The organism is Saccharothrix sp. NRRL B-16348 (genome assembly GCF_001280085.1).
GTDB lineage: Bacteria > Actinomycetota > Actinomycetes > Mycobacteriales > Pseudonocardiaceae > Actinosynnema.
In genome coordinates this window covers 22,111-39,246 of the sequence record NZ_LGED01000232.1, presented here as the reverse complement: position 1 = coordinate 39,246, position 17,136 = coordinate 22,111, and the positions used below count along the sequence as shown (strand labels likewise).

Genomic DNA, 17,136 nt, shown 5'->3' with positions numbered 1-17,136 from the left:
TGAGTTGGCATATCGGACACAACGATCCATTCGTGGTGAAAACTCTTCACGAACGACCATTCCCCTGCTAACGTCCGATTTTCTGGAAACGTTCCCAGAAATCCGCCGCCACCTGTTCAGTTCATCCGACCAGGGAGCCGAAGATGCCACTGATGTCATCACCAGGCCTGACCGGTAGGCGAAGGACGCGGCGCGGTCTCGCGGCGACGGCGGCGTTCGTGTTCGCCGCGGCCATGGCGCTCGGAACGGGCCCGGCCGCCGCGGAGGTGCACGCCGCGGCACGCGTGGACAACCCGTACGCCGGCGCGTCGGTGTACGTGAACCCGGACTGGTCCGCGAAGGCGCGGGCCGACGGCGGGTCCGCCATCGCCAACCAGCCGACGTTCGTCTGGCTGGACCGGATCGCCGCGATCAACGGCGTGAACGGCGGCACGGGCCTGCGCGCGCACCTGGACAACGCGCTCCGCCAGGCGGCCGGGCGCACGATGGTCGTCCAGTTCGTCATCTACAACCTGCCCGGCCGCGACTGCGCGGCGCTCGCGTCCAACGGCGAGCTGCGCCCGGACGACCTGCCCCGCTACAAGTCCGAGTACATCGACCCGATCGCCGCGATCATGGGCGACTCGAAGTACGCGAACCTGCGGATCGTGACGATCATCGAGATCGACTCGCTGCCCAACCTCGTGACGAACGTCGGCAGCCGGCCCACCGCCACCCCGCTGTGCGACCAGATGCTGCAGAACGGCAACTACGTCAACGGCGTCGGGTACGCGCTGGCGAAGCTCGGCGCGATCGGCAACGTCTACAACTACATCGACGCCGCCCACCACGGCTGGATCGGGTGGGACGACAACTTCACCGCTTCGGCGACGATGTTCGCCCAGGCCGCTCGCGCGTCGGGCAGCACGGTCGCCAACGTCACCGGGTTCATCACGAACACGGCCAACTACGGCGTGCTGAAAGAAGACCACTTCACCATCGGCGACACCGTGAACGGCACGTCCGTGCGCCAGTCGAAGTGGGTGGACTGGAATCGCTACGTGGACGAGCTGTCGTTCGCCCAGGCGTTCCGCGCGCAATTGATCAGCGCCGGTTTCCCGTCGAACATCGGCATGCTGATCGACACCTCGCGCAACGGCTGGGGCGGTGCGCAACGCCCGACCGCCAAGGGGCCGACGACGAGCGTGGACGCCTACGTCGACGGCGGCCGGTACGACCGCCGCCTCCACCTCGGCAACTGGTGCAACCAGTCCGGCGCGGGCATCGGCGAGCGGCCGAAGGCGAGCCCGGCCGCGGGCGTCGACGCCTACGTGTGGGCCAAGCCGCCGGGCGAGTCCGACGGCGCGAGCCGGACGATCCCGAACGACGAGGGCAAGGGCTTCGACCGGATGTGCGACCCCACGTACACGGGCAACCCGCGCAACGGCCACAACAGGTCGGGCGCGCTGGCGGGCGCGCCGCTGTCCGGCCACTGGTTCTCCGCCCAGTTCCGCGAACTGCTGGCCAACGCCCACCCGCGACTCTGACCAGCCCTGACGGGTGTTCCGGGCCCGCCGCCCCGGAACACCCGTGCGCCTGATCAGCCGGCACGCACCCCACCTGCGCCGACAACGGCGGTCGTGACCCACGCGGCCGGCTCCAGGCGGAACCAAGTGGGTTCGGCAGTGCGGCCGGTCAAGTGGTCCGCTGGGTTCCGCCGAGCCAGTCGGGTCCGCCAGATCCAACGGGTCCGGCGGTTCGGCGGGTCCGGCGGTCCGAGCAGGTCTCGGGGGCGACCGATCCCGTCAGCGGGTGGCGAGCTGTCGTTCCGCCAACCGCTCCGCCGCCTGCCGCCGACCCGGCGCGAACGGGTCGGCCGGTGCGCCCCGGCCCGGCCCGTCGACCCAGCCGCCGATCTTCTTCGCGACCCTGGCCAGCGTCGGGTCACCCGGCTTCACGTCGACCCGGAAGTGGCCTTCCTTGGGCGTCTCCCGGAAGTCGCCGCCCCAGCGGACCACGCCCTCGCACTCGGCGAGGACGTCGCGGACGATCGCCAGCTCGTGCGGGAACAGGCCCCCGGTCGCCCCCGCCGGGTACCGGGCGGCCAGGATGGCGATGGCGGTCCCGGAGCGGTAGTCCGCCGCGAACGGCGTGCCGGCCGGCACCTCGGCGTAGCCGGTGATGTCCTCCGCACCCAGCGCGTCGACCTCGTAGTGGAAGCGCCGGGCGACGTGCAGCAGCACGACGGCGGACGGCCCGGACAGCAGCGTCACGGAGGCGTTGGAGCCCTCCACCGCGAACGTGGCGAGGGAGTGAGGGCGGGCCGGCGGGTTGGCGGGCGGCGCGGCGGACGCGGCGGGCGACGTGGCCAGGCCGACCGACGCGGCGGCCGCGAGACCGCCCGCGATGGCGAGGAACCGGCGACGTCCCAGCCGGGTGGAGTCCTCGGTGGGTTCGTTCATGGTGGCTCACTGCTCCTTGCGGGATCGGGGGTTTCGGCGGGCGGCGACGGCCAGGCCCGCGAACAGCGCGGTCGCGACGAGCAGCGCGACGACCGCCGGGTTGACGTAGGGGGGCACCATGTCCTGGTAGGCGTTGCACCTGCGGGACAGCGGGACGTAGGTCACCTGGCCGTAGGCCCGGTCCCACCCGCCGTGCTCCAGGTCGCACGTCTCCCGGATGTCCGGCGTGTACAGGTGGATCGCACCCCAGGCGTACACCAGGAACGCCGCGGGCAGCGCGCACGAAGCGGCGACCGCCCACTGCCGGACCGTTCCCGGTACTGCCACGGTGCCTCCCCATCGCACGCCACCCGGGCGTGCCGTCAGCCGCGCGACAACCTCTCGATCGTCTCCGCGTAGCCTTGCAGGAAGGGTTCCAGCTTGGCCGCGGGCAGCTGCGTGGGCAGCAGGCAGACGCCACCGGTCCTGCGGATCGCGGCTTCGGTGAGGCCGGCGAGCTGCGCGTCCGCCGTGTCGCCGCCCAGCGCGTTCCAGGCGGCGTCCCGGACGCCGGTCACCGTCCCCCCGTAGCGGTTGACGTAGAACTGCCGGAACCTGGTCCGGTGCCCGTCGGTGAGGTGGGCCCGGATCGCCTGGTCGATCCGCGCGCCGTTGCGCACCGCGCTGCCGATCAGGTAGCCGTCGACGTCCTCCACGAGGTCGTTGAGCGGGAACGACGACAGCACGTTGATCTTGGCCAGGCGGTCGGCGCAGAACGCGTAGCCCGAAGCGTACTCGTCGCCGTGCGACCGCCACTCGCCGTAGAACGTGGCCAGGTCGCCCGACCAGCCGCCGAAGTCGCCGCGCCCGCCGTTCCCCTTGAGGTAGACCGCGTTGGCGGTGGCGCCGAGGTGGTCGACGTTGACGGTGATGCCGAGCGATGGGTCCACATAGGACTCGACGCGGGCCGGCGCGTGCGCTTGGGCGTGCTCGATCCACGCCTGGTCGACGTTGCCGATCAGGAGCTCCCAGCCGGACCAGGCGCCGTTGTACGTCGGGTAGCGCAGGTACTCCATGACCCGCTGGTTGGGGTCGCCGCCGTAGGCGACCGCGGTCGCGTACAGGCCGTCGACGTACCGGAGGTAGGCGTCCACGGGTGAGTCGCTGCCGCCGACGTTCTCCCGGCCCACGCCCGGGTCGTTGCCCCGGCGGACGTCGCGGTCGAGCGCGAACACGTCGCCGCCCGCGGTGAAGTCGAACTCCTTGATCTGGTTGAACGACCAGTTGGCGGGCAGCGGGAAGCCCAGGTTGCCGGAGAAGCCCCACGACATGCCGGACACGAACGAGTAGCGCGCGAAGGCCTCGTCGCTGACCCGCGCGCACACGTTGCGCGAACCGTAGACGCCGGCGACGTACCGCTTGCCGCGGGCGCCGAGACCGGCCTGGATGCCCTGGAAGTACGGGATGATGTGGCTGGTGATCTGCTCGCCGGTGGCGTCGTAGTCGACCGCGAAGTAGATCACCGTGCCCCGGTTGAAGCCGTAGCCGACGGCCCGGTCGTGCGCCCGCAGCGCGTGGTCGTAGCCGTTGGACCAGGTGAAGTCGCCGACCGCGTCGGCGGCGTACTGCGAGATGGGGAACACCCGCAGGCCGCCGGCGAAGATGGCGTCCAGCTCGCCGGGCTGGATCTCCTTGTCGAGGGTGCTCCACGGGTCCTCGTCCAGGTAGCGGCCGACCACCTGGTAGCCCGCCGCCTTCAGCGCCTGCGCGCGGGAGGCGCTGATGTGGAACCGGGTGTCGCACGCGCCCGCCGGCCGGTCCGGGTCGCCGGTCGACACGAGCAGCTGCGCCCACGTGGCGTAGTCGCCGATGCCCGTGCGGGTGAGGAGGGAGAAGTCCTGGAACGCGGTCACGAAGGCGCCGAGCGCCGCGTCCCAGCTGGAGGTGAACTCGGCGAACACCCCGCCGACGCCGCCGTTGAACACGCAGGCGGCGCTGAACAGCTGCACCCAGGCCGCCGGCGAGCCGGGCCGCACGGTGTTGTTGCGCAGACCGTTCTGGGTGCCCGGCCCGAAGTTGCCGGTGGCCTGGTCCTCCGGGATGCCGATCTGGTACTGGATGGCCCGCATCAGGGCGACCTGCACGTCCCGCGTGTAGTGGCCGTCGCACGGGATGACGAAGAACGTCGACTTGTTGATGTAGGTGGCGTTGAGCCAGCGCTGGACGTCCCGCACCTCGGACCGGCCGCCGGACAGCAGCACGTAGGCGTCCATGTTGAGGATCGCCTTGAAGATCTTCGGCGGGATGTAGCCGTCGGAGGAGAACCCGACGTCGGCCTTGAGCTCCCGCACCGCGGCGTACAGGTCGCCGTCGAAGTCGCCGTTCGACGTGTCGCCCGCCCAGTAACCCTTGCAGAACAGCCCGAACTTCGCGATGCGCACGATGTTCGCATTGCCGTAGTCGGGGCCGACGTTGCCCCGCTCGGCGAGCTTGCCCAACGTGGTCGGGCCGAACGCGTCGGACAGGGTCGTGATGCCCAGCTCGTGCTGTAACGCGCGGGTCAGGGAGAACATCACCGCCCAACTGGTGACGCCGTTCTCCGGGCACCGCTCGTAGCCCGGCACCGCGCCGTAGGTCGAGTTCACCCAGCGCTGCGCTTCGAGCACCTTCGGATCAGCCATCGTGTCCCCCGGGATTGTCGAAAGGTGCCGCGACCCCGTGCCGAGCCGCGGTCAGGACTGCCGTCACGCGCTCAGCAGGCGCCGTTCGCGCCGCTGCGGAACCGGAGGCCGTCCAGCCATCCGTTGCCGGGGCACGTCGCCGCTCCCGCCGGCGAGACCGCCGTCGCCGACAACCCGGTCGAGACCGCGGCGGCCCCCACCGACGCGGTGATCTTCCTGGTCAGCTCCACGTGTTCCTCCTCCGGTGCCGAAGAACGAGGAACGTCGGGCACACGTGTTCAGCGGGCGCCGCCGACTCGGTTCTCCTGGACGCGGCCGGGAACCGTCGAACGCCCACCGGCGGCCGACCGTGAACCGGAAATCGTCGAACGGGCGATAGCGCACCGAACACGACAGGAATGCCGAGAATCAGCGGGCCCGAACCACCGCCCGGCCCCCTCGCACTGCCCCCTGGCAGCGAAAATGACGCTAGCCCGCGGCCGAAAGACGTGTCAACGACAGCGGCGACACCTTCACCGCTTCATCACCGACTCACCACGCCACCCGCGTTTCAAGGGCTACGCCGCCCAACGGCCGGCCGCCGCCAGCACGGCAGGCGCGAGGGCGTCGGCGATGAGCGCGTAACCCGCGGGCGACGGGTGGAAGCGGTCCGCGGAGAACAGGGCCGGGTCGGTGGCGAACCGGTTCGACAGGTCGGACCCGACCGCCGCCACCACGCCGCCCGCGCGGATCACCGCGTCGGCCTGCATGCGCGCGTAGAGGCCGCTGGCCTGCGACACGAACGCCCGGTACGCGGGCGGCACGTGCGAGACGACACCGAGGTCCGGCGCCGTCGCCACCACCACCTGCCCGCCCGCGCGGCGCAGGGCGAGCACGGCGTCGTGCAGCAGTCCCGCGCCCACCACCGGCGGTGTGAACGACGTCAGGTCGTTCGCCCCGATCACGACCAACGCGACGTCGACCCCCGTCCGCACCGCCGCGCGCACCTGCGCGTCCAGGCCGGAAGAGCGCGCGCCGGACACGGCGTGCACGCCCAAGCCGACGCGGTGCCCCGCCGAGCGGAGCACCGCCGTCAACCTCTCACCCAACGTCTCCTCGGGCCTGCTGCACCCCACACCGGCGGCCAGCGAATCACCCAGGACGCGAAACCGCAGTTGTCCAGTCATCTCAGCACTGCCAACGCACGAACCCGCCCTGGTGATCCCGAGGTGCTCAGGTGCACGCGGCGGTGAGGTCGGCGACCCGCGTGGCCTTGTCCTCCAACCACGCGGCCGGCTGGAGGACCAGGTCGTCCAGCGTCACCGCGCGCAGGGTCGTGGCCAGGGCGGTGATGGCCTCGTTGATCGTCGTGTCGGCGGCGTTCGCGGCCAACGCGCTCAGGCTGTCCGCGGCCGAGTGCGCCTGCTCGACGGCCCGCTCCGGGCTGGTGGCGTCGAAGGCGGTCGTGGCCTGCGCCAACGCCTCCGTGCACACCTGGACAGTGGACGCGGTGTCGGCGACCGCACCGGCGGCCTCGGAAGCGCTCTGCAGCGTGCCGCACGCGGTCAACGCGGTGACGGCGGCGATCGTGGTGACGGCGGCGGCTAGACGGGCGATGACGCGCATGGCGTGCTCCTCCGGCTCAGATCCCGAACCAGAGGTCTCCCCGACCGCCGAACGCGGCGGCGCCGTGACCGGACCGCTGCGGAGCGGCCGTAATGACGATCACGGGCAGAGTGGGTACTCCCCTCTGCCACCAGGATGCCGGGCCACCCGCGCGCCGGTCAAAGTGACGGGGATTACCCCCGCGGTTCCGCGCCGGCCGGGCAACCTGCCGTCCCGGTGCGCGTCCGGCGTCAGTGGGCGAAGGTCCAGCGGGTGGCGCCGTGCGGCTCCGCGGTGGCCACGCCGACCGCGCGGTGCAGGGTGAGGCGGTACACGTGCCAGGGCGCGGGGCCCGCGCTCGGCGCGCTGTACGGAGCGGTGAGCGCGTCGCCCTCCACGGTGGCCGGCCAGCCGCCCGTCCGGTAGACGGACGCCACCCGTGCCAGCACTTCGGGGTCGGCGACGCGGTGCGCTTCACCTTCCAGCACCAGGTCGATGCCGCGCAGCCGCACCGAGATGCTGCACGCCGGGTTCGCGGCCAGGTTGCGCGACTTGCGCGTGCCCGGCCCGCTGGTGAAGTACAGCGCGTCGTCCACCCAGATGGCTCCGACGCCCGCCGTGTGCGGCCGTCCGTCGGGCCGCACGGTGGCGACGAAGAACGTCAGGTCGGCGGTCGGCGTGTCCGTGGCCAGGACGTCGCGGGGGCGGCTCCACGGCAGCTCCGCGGACCCGTAGCGGTCGAGGTTGTGGGTCGAGGTCGGCTCGGTCATGGTGTTCGTCATACCCAAGCGACGAACGGGCAGACCCCCGGCTCGACACCTCGGGCGGAGAAATCTCCGCGAGTTCACCCCATGGTGCGATCGAGGAAGTCGGCGACCAGCGGTGCGACGACGGGCAGCCGGCCCTCCAGGGCGAAGTGGCCCGTGTCGAGCAGGTGCAGCGCGGCGTCCGGCACGTCGCGCAGGTACGCCTTGGCGCCCGCCTCGGTGAAGAACGGGTCGTTGACGCCCCACGCGATCAACGTCGGCGGGCGGTGTTCGCGCAGCCACGCCTGCCAGTCCGGGTAGGCCTCGACGTTGCGGTGGTAGTCGTAGGCCAGCGCGAGCTGCGCCTCCTTGCGACCGGGCTGGTCGAGGAACAGCTGGTCGAGCAGCCACCCCTCCGGCGCGACCAGGGCGGGATCGGCGGTGCCGCCCTCGTACTGGGCGCGGGTCGCGTCGAGCGTGAGCAGGTCCATGATCGTCCGCTCGCCGTCGGGCGAGTCGGGTGTGACGGCGATGAAGTCGCGGGCCGGCCCCGACAGCCCCTCGGCGTAGGCGTTCGCGTTCTGCACGACCAACCCGGCGATCCGGTCCGGGTGGCGCAACGCGAGCCGGAAGCCGACGGGCGCGCCGAAGTCGAACAGGTACAGCGCGAACCGGGTCAGCCCCAGGCGGTCGACGAAACCCGCCACGACGTCGGCGAGGCGGTCGAACGAGTAGGTGAACCCGTCGGGGGCTCGGGTGTGCCCGAAACCGGGGTAGTCGGGCGCGATGAGCCGGTAGCGCGTGCCCAGCGCGTCGATGAGCCGGCGGAACTGGTGCGAGGCGGACGGGAAACCGTGCAGCAGCAGGAGGACCGGTGCGTCGGGGCGGTCCGGCAGCGACTCCCGGTAGAAGACCTCCACCCCGTCCACGTCGACGTGGCGATGGGCGACCTGAGCGATCATTTCACATGCCTCCTTGGCGCGATGACACATTAGGTATAGCCGAGTTGATCTAATGGGTCAACCCCGTTTGGTAGCATTAGGGCCATGAGTGACACCGGCCCGCTCACCGGCGAGCACCTGGCCATCGACCTCGTCAACACCCGCCCGGCGACCGAGGACGGCCGCGCCGACCTGCTCGACACCCCGGAGCGACTGGCCGCCTGGCTGGCCCTGGAACCCGCGCTCCAGTCGGAGGTGGGAGACGCCTCTCCCACGGCGGCCGACCTCGCCCCGGTGCACGCGGTGCGCGAGCACGTCGACGCGGCGGTCCACGCGCTGCTGCACGGCAACCGGCCGCCCCAGGCCGCCCTGCGCGGCCTGACCGAGGCGGAACGCGCGGCGCCGGCCGTGCGCGAACTGGACTGGGACGGCGCCACCGTCACCGCGACGCCCCGGCGCGCCGGCCGACTCGGCGTGCGACTGGCCGCCCGCCTGGCCGAAGCCGCCGCCGACCTCCTCACCGACCCGGCGATCGCCACCCTCAGGAAGTGCGGGGCCGACGACTGCGTGGCGGTCTTCCTGCCCGCACACCCCCGCCGGCGCTGGTGCTCGCCGACGCGCTGCGGCAACCGCGCCCGGGTCGCGCGCTACTACCAGCGCCACAAGAACCCGACGACCTGAACCCCGCTGGACACGTGACGCCGAAGTGAGCCGTTGCGATCGGATCGGGCCGAGGCTATCTTGGAACAACCATTCCAAGATAGCGAGGCGGACATGCCGGACGTGAAGCACTTCGACCCCGAGGCGGTGCTCGCCTCGGTGGAGGAGCTCTTCTGGCGGCGGGGCGTGTCGACCACCGGCGTGCAGGACATCGTGTCGGCGACCGGCGTCAACCGGTCCAGCCTGTACGCGACGTTCGGCGGCAAGCGGGAGCTCTACGTCGCCGCGTTGCGCCGCTACGCCGACCGGCGTTCGGGGCCGGTGTTCCGGCGGCTCGCCGAGGACGACCGCGGGCTGCCGGCGATCGCCGACTTCTTCCGCGCGTTGATCGGCGTCCGCTGTTCCGGCGAGTACGCGCGGTGGGGCTGCATGGTCACCAACGCGCACGCCGGCACGGACAACGACGACCCCGACGTCCGCGCGGTCCTGCAGGAACACCACGACCGGTTGCGGGCGGCGATGTTCGCGGCGCTGGAACGCGCCCGTGCCGCCGGCGCGCTGCGACCCGGCGTGGTGCCCGGAACGTCGGCCGACGTGCTCGCCCTGCTGGCCTACGGGGTGAACGTGCGCTCCCGCGCGGGCGCGAGCCCGGAAGCGCTCGGCGACACCGTCACGGCCGTGCTCGACTCACTGGCGAACCGACCCGAGGAGATCCGCTGACATGGTGCAGTTCACCGTCCACGACGAGACCACCGCGCCCGAGGAAGCCCGACCCCAACTGGAGGGCGGCAAGCGCCGCCTGGGTTTCGTCAGCACCCTCAACGGTGTGATGGCGGAGTCGCCGGAGCTCCTGGCCGGCTACAACGCCCTGGCCGAGCAGTTCGGCAAGTCGTCGTTGTCCGGGCCTTCGAAGCACGTCGTGTGGATCACCACGAGCGTCGTGAACGGCTGCGAGTACTGCGTGGCCGCGCACTCGACGATCGCGCTCAAGTCCGGTGTGGACGAAGAGACCGTGCAGGCACTGCGCGCCGGCAAGCCGGTGTCGGACAACGCCCTGGAGGCCGTCCGCAGGTTCACCGAGCGGGTGGTCACCGACCGGGGCTGGGTGGACGACCAGGAGGTCGAGGAGTTCCTGGCCGCGGGCCACACCCGCCGCCAGGTGCTGGACGTGATCCTCGGCGTCGGGATGAAGACGTTGTCGAACTACACCAACCACATCGCGCACACCCCGCTCGACCCGGCCTGGCAGGCCCAGGAGTGGAAGCGGGACACGGTCTCGTAGGACGGTTTCCCGCCCCTCGGGGCTCGACGTGGCCGGCGGGGCCCGGGTGTGCGCCCGGCCCCGCCGGCGTGGTCAGCGCGACCGGGACCGCGATCCTGGCCCGTAATCGTGTCCGCCCCCCTGAGGACAGGTCCATCGGGACCCCGGTGTGACAACCGCATCCCGTAACGCCGCCGGTGGTTCTGCCGAACCACTCACGAGCGGCGAGGGGGATCTTCATGGTGCGGGCACTGGTGGTAGCGGCACTGCTGGCGGGCACGGTGACGGTGACGACCCCGTCACCGGCCTCCGCGCGGGCCGAGGGGACGACGCCGGTCGGCGTGTCGGTCGAGCTGTCCGCCTCGCCGGTGTCCGTCGGGACGGCGGTCCGCGCGACGGCCGTCGTGGACCCGACCGTGCCGGACCAGGCCGAGGTCACCGGCGCGGTCCGGTTCACCGTCGACGGAACGCCCGTGGGCAACCCCGTGACGCTGGTCGGCGGTCAGGCGTCGGCGGTGCTGCCGCCGGCGGCGGTGGGCGCGCACCGCGTCGGCGCGGTGTACGACGGCGACCAGCGCTTCGCGGCGGGTGACGCCGGGCCGGGCGCGCGGCTCGTGGTGACACCGGCGGGGTCGAGCCGGTTCGTCGCGCTCCCGCCCGCACGCGTCCTCGACACCCGTGACGGCACGGGGAACACCGGCGGCCGGCCGAACGCGGGAACGACCGTCCGCTTCGACCCGGGTATGCCGGACGGCGCGACCGCGGTAGCGCTCAACGTGACGGTGACCGACGCGGCCGGGCCCGGTCACGTCACCGCCTGGTCGGGTGAGGGCACGCGGCCGGCCACGTCGAACCTGAACGTCGAGCGGGCGGGCGACACGATCGCCAACCTGGCCGTGGTCCCGTTGTCCCCCAGCGGTCAGGTGGGTCTGCACACCACCACGACCGCGGACCTGATCGCCGACGTGGCGGGCTACTTCGTCACGTCCTCGTCGGCGACCGCGGGACGGCTGGCGCCGTTGACCCCCGCCCGGCTCGCGGACACCCGCACGGGACCGCGGCCGGCGGCGGGGTCGACGATCACGGTCCGGGCCGCCGGGGTGGGCGGCGTGCCTCCGGCGGGCGCGGTCGGCGTGGTGCTGAACGTGACCGCGACGGAGGTCGCCGGGCCGGGGCACGTGACGGTGTGGCCCGCCGACCGGGCCCGACCCACGGCCTCGAACCTCAACACCACCCGGGCGGGCCAGACCATCCCCAACGCGGTGTGGGCGCCGCTGTCGGCCGACGGCGCGGTGAAGCTGTTCACCTCGGCGCCGGCGCACCTGGTGGTGGACGTCGCGGGCTGGTTCACCGGTGAGACCGCCGCGTCGGGCACCGCCGGGCTGTTCGTGCCCACCTCGCCCACCCGCCTGCTGGACACCCGACCCGAGTACCGGATCGGCCACCAGGGCGGCAAACCCGCCGCGTGGACCGCGGTGTCCGCGACGCTGGCCGGGCGCGCCCCGGTGCCGGCGGGCGCGGCGGCGGTCGTGGCGAACGTGACCGTCACCGAGGCCGAGCGGCCCGGCCACGTCACCGTCCACCCCGGCGGCACGGCCCGGCCGCAGGCGTCCAGCCTGAACATCGACACCGTCGGCCAGACCCGGCCCAACCTGGTGACCGTCCCGCTGGGCGGTGGCGCCGTCGAGCTGTTCCCGACCGCGCCGACGCACCTGATCCTGGACGTGGCCGGGTACTTCACCGCCGACCTCGACCCCGGCACGCCCGCCACGTCGCACGAGGACGTGGACCCGGCGGCGTCGACCGTCGTGCTCGACCCGCCGGCCGTCACCGCTTCGACCGCCACGACGGTGACGCTGGCGGCCGGTGTCGCGCGCCCCGCCGTCGGCGCCGGGCTGGTGCTGCGCGGTGGCGGGTCGGTCGCGCCCCAAGGCCGGACGGGAACCGTGTCCGCGGTGACGTCCGGGCCGGGCGGTACGACCGTGGTGACGCTCGCCGCCGCGCCGTTGGAGCAGCTGTTCGACCAGGTCGACATCGCCTACGACGGCCCGGCGGACCTCCTGCCGCCCACGCCCGCACCTGCCGCGCAAGGCGTCGGCGTGGAGGTGCCCGTCGACGAGTCGGTGATGGACCTCGGCAAGCCGGGCACGTTCGCCTGTTCCACCGGCACCGGGACGACGGTGTCTGCGGCGCTGGTGCGCTTCGACAACACCAGGGTGCGGTTCGAGCAGCGGTTCGGGCCGCTGACCACGCCGTTCATGCACGTCTCGGTGCAGACGGAGCCGGTGGTGCGGTTCGCGGCGCAGTTCGCGGGCAAGGTGACGTGCGAGCTGTCCCCCGCGGTCCGCGACCGGATCCGGCTGGTGTGGCGGCTGCCGACGCAGCTCCCGATCACGGTCGACCTCGCGCCCGTGCTGCGGTTCGAGGCGAGCGCGGCGGTGACGGTGGACCTGACCGTGCGGCTGCACCGCATGGTCGGCTTCGAGACCAACCCGGACCTGTCGCTGCGCGCCCTCAACTCGTCCTCGCACCGCAACGAGGGGACGTCGCTGTCCGGCGAGGTGGCGGTCTCGGTGCTGATGGGCGCGGACGTGTCGGTGAAGGTGCTCGACATCGCGGGTGTCGGGTTCACCATCGGGCCGCAGTTCACCGCCGCGCTGGACACCTCGGGCTGCCTGACCCTGTCGGTGACGATGCGGTTCGAGCTCGACGTGCGCATCGACCTGCTGTTCCTGCACGCCAAGAAGACGCTGATCAGCATCGTGATCGGGCCGTGGACGCTGCTCACGTCGTGCCAGGGCGGGTCGGCCGGGCAGCTGCGGGTGGCGACGTCGGCGTTGCCGATGGGCCTCGTCGGCAAGCCCTACCGGGCGACGCTGGCCGCGTCCGGCGGCGCCGCGCCCTACACGTGGCAGGTCGTCTCCGGCCCCGAGTGGCTGCGCTGGGACGACACCGGGCACCTCGGCGGCACGCCGCAGGCGCCGGGCGACGCCCAGGTGTGGGTGCGGGTCGACGACGCGGCGGGCGCCCAGCGCACCACCTCGTTGCAGCTGGTGGTGGGCACCACCGGCGACGGCGCCGAACTCGTGTCGGCGACACCGTCCGGCGTGGCGGGCAACGCGCCGGCGAGTCGGGCCATGATCGGCGCGGACGGCCGGTTCGCCTACTTCGAGTCCGCCGCCACGGACCTGACCGCCAGCCCGCTGACCCGGCAGCCGTCGGTGTTCGTCCGCGACCGGGTCACCCGCACGACGACCCGCATCGACCCGCCCGGCGACACCGGCGTCCGCCACGAACTGCGTGCGATCTCCACCAACGGCCGCTACTCCCTGATCCACTCGACGCGGCCGGAACCCCCGCAGTCCACGATCTGGCGGCACGACCTCGTCACCGGCGCCTCCACCCGGCTCGACCTGCCGGACGACCTCGTGGCGGGGAGCGTGACCCGGGAGAACTCGATCTCCGACGACGGCGACGTCGTGTACCTCGGGTACGGGCGCCTGGTGCGGTTGTCGACCCTGGCCGTCACCCGGTTGCGCTGCCCCGGCTCCGAGATCCCGCTCGGCGACCTCGCCGACGACGCGCGGTTCGCGGGGGACGCGTCCTCGGTCTACTTCATCTCCGGCCACTGCGGCCAGGCCTACGACTCCGGCTACCGCTTCGACACCGCCACCGGGACCACCCGGCTGGTGTTTCACGCCTGGTGCGGCTGGAACGCGGGCAGCCTGTGCCTGGAGCGCCTGATCCCCACCGCCTCCGGCCACTTCACCGCGAGCCTGGCGGTGTCGAGCAGCGAGCACACGCTCTACCTCGGCACCGACCCCGCGCCGGTGCGCAGTTCGCTGGTCGTGCCGTGCGGCCTCGCCGAGGACGCCACGAGGGTGGCGTTCCTGTCCGACCCGACCCTGCTGCCGGGAGGGGATCCGCGGAGCCGGGACCTGTACTCGTGGGACCGGCGCACCAACGCGGTCAGCCGGGTGGCGTCGGGCGCCGGCTGCACGACCCACTCGTACGCGAGCACGTCGAACGAGGTCGCGTACGTCCACGACGCCGGGGTCTACGTGCGGCCGATCCCGTGACCGGGAGCGGGCGATGGCCCGTCCCACTATCGGGTGATCTTCGAAATGCCATCAAAGAAAACGCCGTTACGGCCGCCGTCGAACGTCGGTTGGAACAACGAGGAGCGCCGACCGACCGCCACCCCGTACGGGCCACCGCCACACCCCGACCACACCCCGACCCGCCAACTCGACCTCCGCGCCGAGCACGTCACCGGTCAGCCCGTCGACCGCACCCTCAGCCAGCCCGCAGCCCGCAGCCCGCAGCCCGCAGCCGGCAGCCGGCAGCCGGCAGCCGCATCGTGACCGCGACCCGTGACCGCGTGCTTGCTGATGGCGTGACGTGCGCGGCAGGGTTAGGAGGCGGCTTCCAGTGGCACGCCGCTGCCGCGCCAGACGGCCGCCAGCTCGTGCAGCGGCACGTCGAGCGCCTCGCCCAGGCAGACGATCGTGCCGAACCCGGGTGACGGCAGTCGGCCGGTCTCGATCTTGCGCAGCGTCTCCGGCGAGATGCCGGCCGCGTGCGCGACCTCCGCCAGGTCTCGTTCCGCCCGCGCACGGCGCAGCACCGCACCGAGACGCCTGCCGGCTTCGACCTGCTCGGGTGTGAGCGGTTGACGGACCATGCCACCAGGATAGGTTGGTATTACTATACCGACAAGTGCTAGGGTCTCGGTATAGTAATACCAACCCCTAGTGACGAGGTAGTCGTGATCGAGCTGAAGTCGCCCGCGGAGATCGAGCGCATGCACGTGGCCGGGCGTTTCGTCGCCGAGGTGCTCACCGAGGTCGGCCGCCTCGCCGACGTTGGCGTGAACCTGATGGACCTGGAGCACCACGTGCGCGGCATGATCGAACGCCGTGGCGCGGTGTCGTGCTACTGGGACTACTCGCCGTCCTTCGGGCGCGGCCCGTTCCGCAACGTCATCTGCCTGTCCGTCAACGACGCCGTCCTGCACGGCCTGCCCCACGACTACACGCTGCGGGACGGTGACGTGCTCAGCGCGGACCTCGCGGTCGGCATCGACGGCTGGGTGGCCGACTCGGCGCGCACGATCGTCGTCGGCACCGCCGCCGAGGAGGACCTGCGGATCATCCGCGCCACCGAGGAGGCGTTGGAGGCGGCGATCGAAGCCGCCCGGCCGGGCAACCGGATCGGCGACATCTCGGCGGCCATCTGGGCGGTGGCCCGCGACTACGGCTACCCGGTCAACACCGAGTTCGGCGGCCACGGCATCGGCCGCACCATGCACGAGGACATCCACGTGTCCAACAAGGGCCGGGCGGGCCGCGGGCTGGAGCTGCGGCCGGGGCTGACGCTCGCGCTCGAACCCTGGTTCGCGCGCACGACCGACCGGATCGTGTACGACCCCGACGGCTGGACCATCCGGTCGGCCGACGGCTCGCGCACGGCCCACTCCGAGCACACCATCGCCGTCACCGAGGACGCGCCGCTGGTGCTCACCCGGCGTGAAGCGGAGCAGCCCGCCACGCCTTCACTTCGACTGTCCACAAAGGACGCCTGACGGCCCGGGGGACCTCGCGGAAGACCGCACGACGACCGGAGGTCCCCCGGCGCACCGCTACGGCAGCGACGGTCCCAGGTAGGGGACCTCCGCGCCGGCCGCCACCGCCGCCGGAACCTCGCCGCACAACGCCGTCGCCGCCGTGAGCAGCAGGTTCCGGCGCGCCGCGACCGGGGCGCTGAGGTCCTGGTTCATGCCCGCCGACACCTGCCGGGCCAGATCCCCCGTGTGCAGGCTCCACGTGTTGTAACCCGGCACGTCACCGCCGTGCCCCCACCAGTCCTCGCCGCCGCACGGGCTGGGCACCCGCATCAGGCCGAGCCCGTAGCCGAACGGGCCGAGCGCGCCCGGCCGGGCGTCGCGCATCTGCGCCAGCACGTCGGCGGGCAGCAGGCGTCCGCCGAGCAGCGCGCCGAAGAACCGGTTGAGGTCGTCCGGCGAGCTGATCACGTTCCCGGACCCCCACAGCCGCGACCACACGTACGTGGTCACGTCGGTCAACGGTGCCTGCTCGCCGTAGAGCCGTTCGTAGCCGTGCGCGCCGGCGTGCGGCAGGAACGGCTGGTAGCTCGGGAACGACGTGTCCCGCAGGTGCAGCGGCCGGAAGACGCGCCGCTCCAGCTCACCCGCCAGCGAACGGCCCGTGATCCGCTCGACCAGCAGCCCCAGCACCGTGTAGCCGGTGTTGGAGTACGAGAAGCCCGTGCCGGGCGGGAACAGCAGCGGCACGCCGTCGGTCGCCAGCCGCACCAGTTGCGTCGGCTCGAACCGCTCCCACCGCTTCGTGTCGATCTCTTCGTTCGTCCGCCAGTGCACGATGTCGCGCGGCACGCCGCTGGTGTGCCCGAGCAGCTGGCGGACGGTGATCGGCTCGCTGTACGGCAGCAGACCGGGCAGGTGCCCGGCGATCGGGTCGTCCAGCCCGAGCCTGCCCTCGCCGACGAGTTGCAGCACCACCGTGGCCACGAACGACTTGGTCACGCTCGCGACCCGGATCCGGCCGCGCGGGTCGGGCGCCAGCCCGGTCCGCAGGTCGCCGACGCCGGCCGAGCCGCGCCAGGTGGCGCCACCGTCGATGACAGCCGCGTAGGAGCCGGGCACCCCGGCCGCGACCACTTGCGCCAACGCGTCCCGCACCGGCGAGTCCTGACTCGCCCGGGCGCCCGACACCGAACCGGCGACGAGTGCCGCCACCATCCCCACCACAAGGCCTGTCCGCTTTATCCCCATCCGGCCAGACTGCCCGAACGGACCACCGG

The 17,136-nt window shown here is 72.4% G+C and carries 16 protein-coding genes; 6 read left to right on the top strand and 10 right to left on the bottom strand.

Translation table 11 applies throughout. The features are described 5' to 3' along the window. Positions 1-152: 152 nt before the first annotated feature. Positions 153-1,526: a glycoside hydrolase family 6 protein gene (locus ADK67_RS35690; protein ID WP_082404302.1), complete on the top strand. Its 1,374-nt coding sequence runs from the start codon at positions 153-155 to the stop codon at positions 1,524-1,526. Positions 1,527-1,784: 258 nt separating this feature from the next. Here ADK67_RS35690 and ADK67_RS35685 read toward each other — a convergent pair whose 3' ends face one another. The 8 genes from ADK67_RS35685 to ADK67_RS35655 form a co-directional block, all read right to left on the bottom strand. Next, the gene (locus tag ADK67_RS35685; protein ID WP_053720974.1) at positions 1,785-2,441 is read right to left on the bottom strand and encodes a hypothetical protein; all 657 of its coding nucleotides are present in this window, start codon (positions 2,439-2,441) and stop codon (positions 1,785-1,787) included. Positions 2,442-2,447: 6 nt separating this feature from the next. Next, positions 2,448-2,768, bottom strand: a complete 321-nt coding sequence (locus ADK67_RS35680) for a hypothetical protein (RefSeq protein ID WP_053720973.1) — start codon at positions 2,766-2,768, stop codon at positions 2,448-2,450. A gap of 35 nt (positions 2,769-2,803) precedes the next feature. Then, positions 2,804-5,101, bottom strand: coding sequence for a glycoside hydrolase domain-containing protein (locus ADK67_RS35675; RefSeq protein WP_053720972.1), 2,298 nt, complete (start codon positions 5,099-5,101; stop codon positions 2,804-2,806). 71 nt (positions 5,102-5,172) lie between these two features. After that, positions 5,173-5,331, bottom strand: a complete 159-nt coding sequence (locus ADK67_RS51565; protein WP_157621172.1) for a hypothetical protein — start codon at positions 5,329-5,331, stop codon at positions 5,173-5,175. A 327-nt stretch (positions 5,332-5,658) separates the two neighbouring features. Beyond that, entirely contained in the window at positions 5,659-6,267 is a 609-nt protein-coding gene (locus tag ADK67_RS35670) for an SGNH/GDSL hydrolase family protein (RefSeq protein WP_053720971.1), read from the bottom strand. Between the two features lie 46 nt (positions 6,268-6,313). After that, positions 6,314-6,706 carry a bacteriophage spanin2 family protein gene (locus tag ADK67_RS35665; RefSeq protein WP_053720970.1) on the bottom strand — a complete coding sequence of 131 codons (393 nt, stop codon included), beginning with the start codon at positions 6,704-6,706 and terminating at the stop codon, positions 6,314-6,316. 230 nt (positions 6,707-6,936) lie between these two features. Further along, positions 6,937-7,455 (bottom strand): pyridoxamine 5'-phosphate oxidase family protein, encoded by a 519-nt coding sequence (locus tag ADK67_RS35660; protein ID WP_053721109.1) that lies wholly within the window; start codon positions 7,453-7,455, stop codon positions 6,937-6,939. 74 nt (positions 7,456-7,529) lie between these two features. Then, positions 7,530-8,393, bottom strand: a complete 864-nt coding sequence (locus tag ADK67_RS35655) for an alpha/beta fold hydrolase (protein WP_157621169.1) — start codon at positions 8,391-8,393, stop codon at positions 7,530-7,532. An 84-nt stretch (positions 8,394-8,477) separates the two neighbouring features. Here ADK67_RS35655 and ADK67_RS35650 point away from each other — a divergent pair, with 84 nt between their 5' ends. From ADK67_RS35650 to ADK67_RS35635, 4 genes are all read left to right on the top strand, one after another. Then, entirely contained in the window at positions 8,478-9,053 is a 576-nt protein-coding gene (locus tag ADK67_RS35650; protein ID WP_053720968.1) for a CGNR zinc finger domain-containing protein, read from the top strand. Between the two features lie 93 nt (positions 9,054-9,146). Beyond that, on the top strand, positions 9,147-9,752 hold the full coding sequence (locus ADK67_RS35645; RefSeq protein ID WP_053720967.1) for a TetR/AcrR family transcriptional regulator: 606 nt from the start codon (positions 9,147-9,149) through the stop codon (positions 9,750-9,752). A gap of 1 nt (position 9,753) precedes the next feature. Beyond that, positions 9,754-10,314, top strand: a complete 561-nt coding sequence (locus ADK67_RS35640; protein ID WP_053720966.1) for a carboxymuconolactone decarboxylase family protein — start codon at positions 9,754-9,756, stop codon at positions 10,312-10,314. Positions 10,315-10,532: 218 nt separating this feature from the next. Continuing rightward, positions 10,533-14,372, top strand: a complete 3,840-nt coding sequence (locus ADK67_RS35635; RefSeq protein WP_053720965.1) for an Ig-like domain repeat protein — start codon at positions 10,533-10,535, stop codon at positions 14,370-14,372. 335 nt (positions 14,373-14,707) lie between these two features. Here ADK67_RS35635 and ADK67_RS35630 read toward each other — a convergent pair whose 3' ends face one another. Then, positions 14,708-14,977 carry a helix-turn-helix domain-containing protein gene (locus tag ADK67_RS35630; RefSeq protein ID WP_053720964.1) on the bottom strand — a complete coding sequence of 90 codons (270 nt, stop codon included), beginning with the start codon at positions 14,975-14,977 and terminating at the stop codon, positions 14,708-14,710. Positions 14,978-15,061: 84 nt separating this feature from the next. On the opposite strand from ADK67_RS35630, the gene map reads away from it, so the two are divergent. Further along, on the top strand, positions 15,062-15,877 hold the full coding sequence (map, locus tag ADK67_RS35625; RefSeq protein ID WP_053720963.1) for a type I methionyl aminopeptidase: 816 nt from the start codon (positions 15,062-15,064) through the stop codon (positions 15,875-15,877). Between the two features lie 57 nt (positions 15,878-15,934). On the opposite strand, the gene ADK67_RS35620 is transcribed toward map, so the two are convergent. Continuing rightward, positions 15,935-17,074 carry a serine hydrolase domain-containing protein gene (locus ADK67_RS35620; protein WP_231648508.1) on the bottom strand — a complete coding sequence of 380 codons (1,140 nt, stop codon included), beginning with the start codon at positions 17,072-17,074 and terminating at the stop codon, positions 15,935-15,937. Between the last annotated feature and the right edge of the window lie 62 nt (positions 17,075-17,136).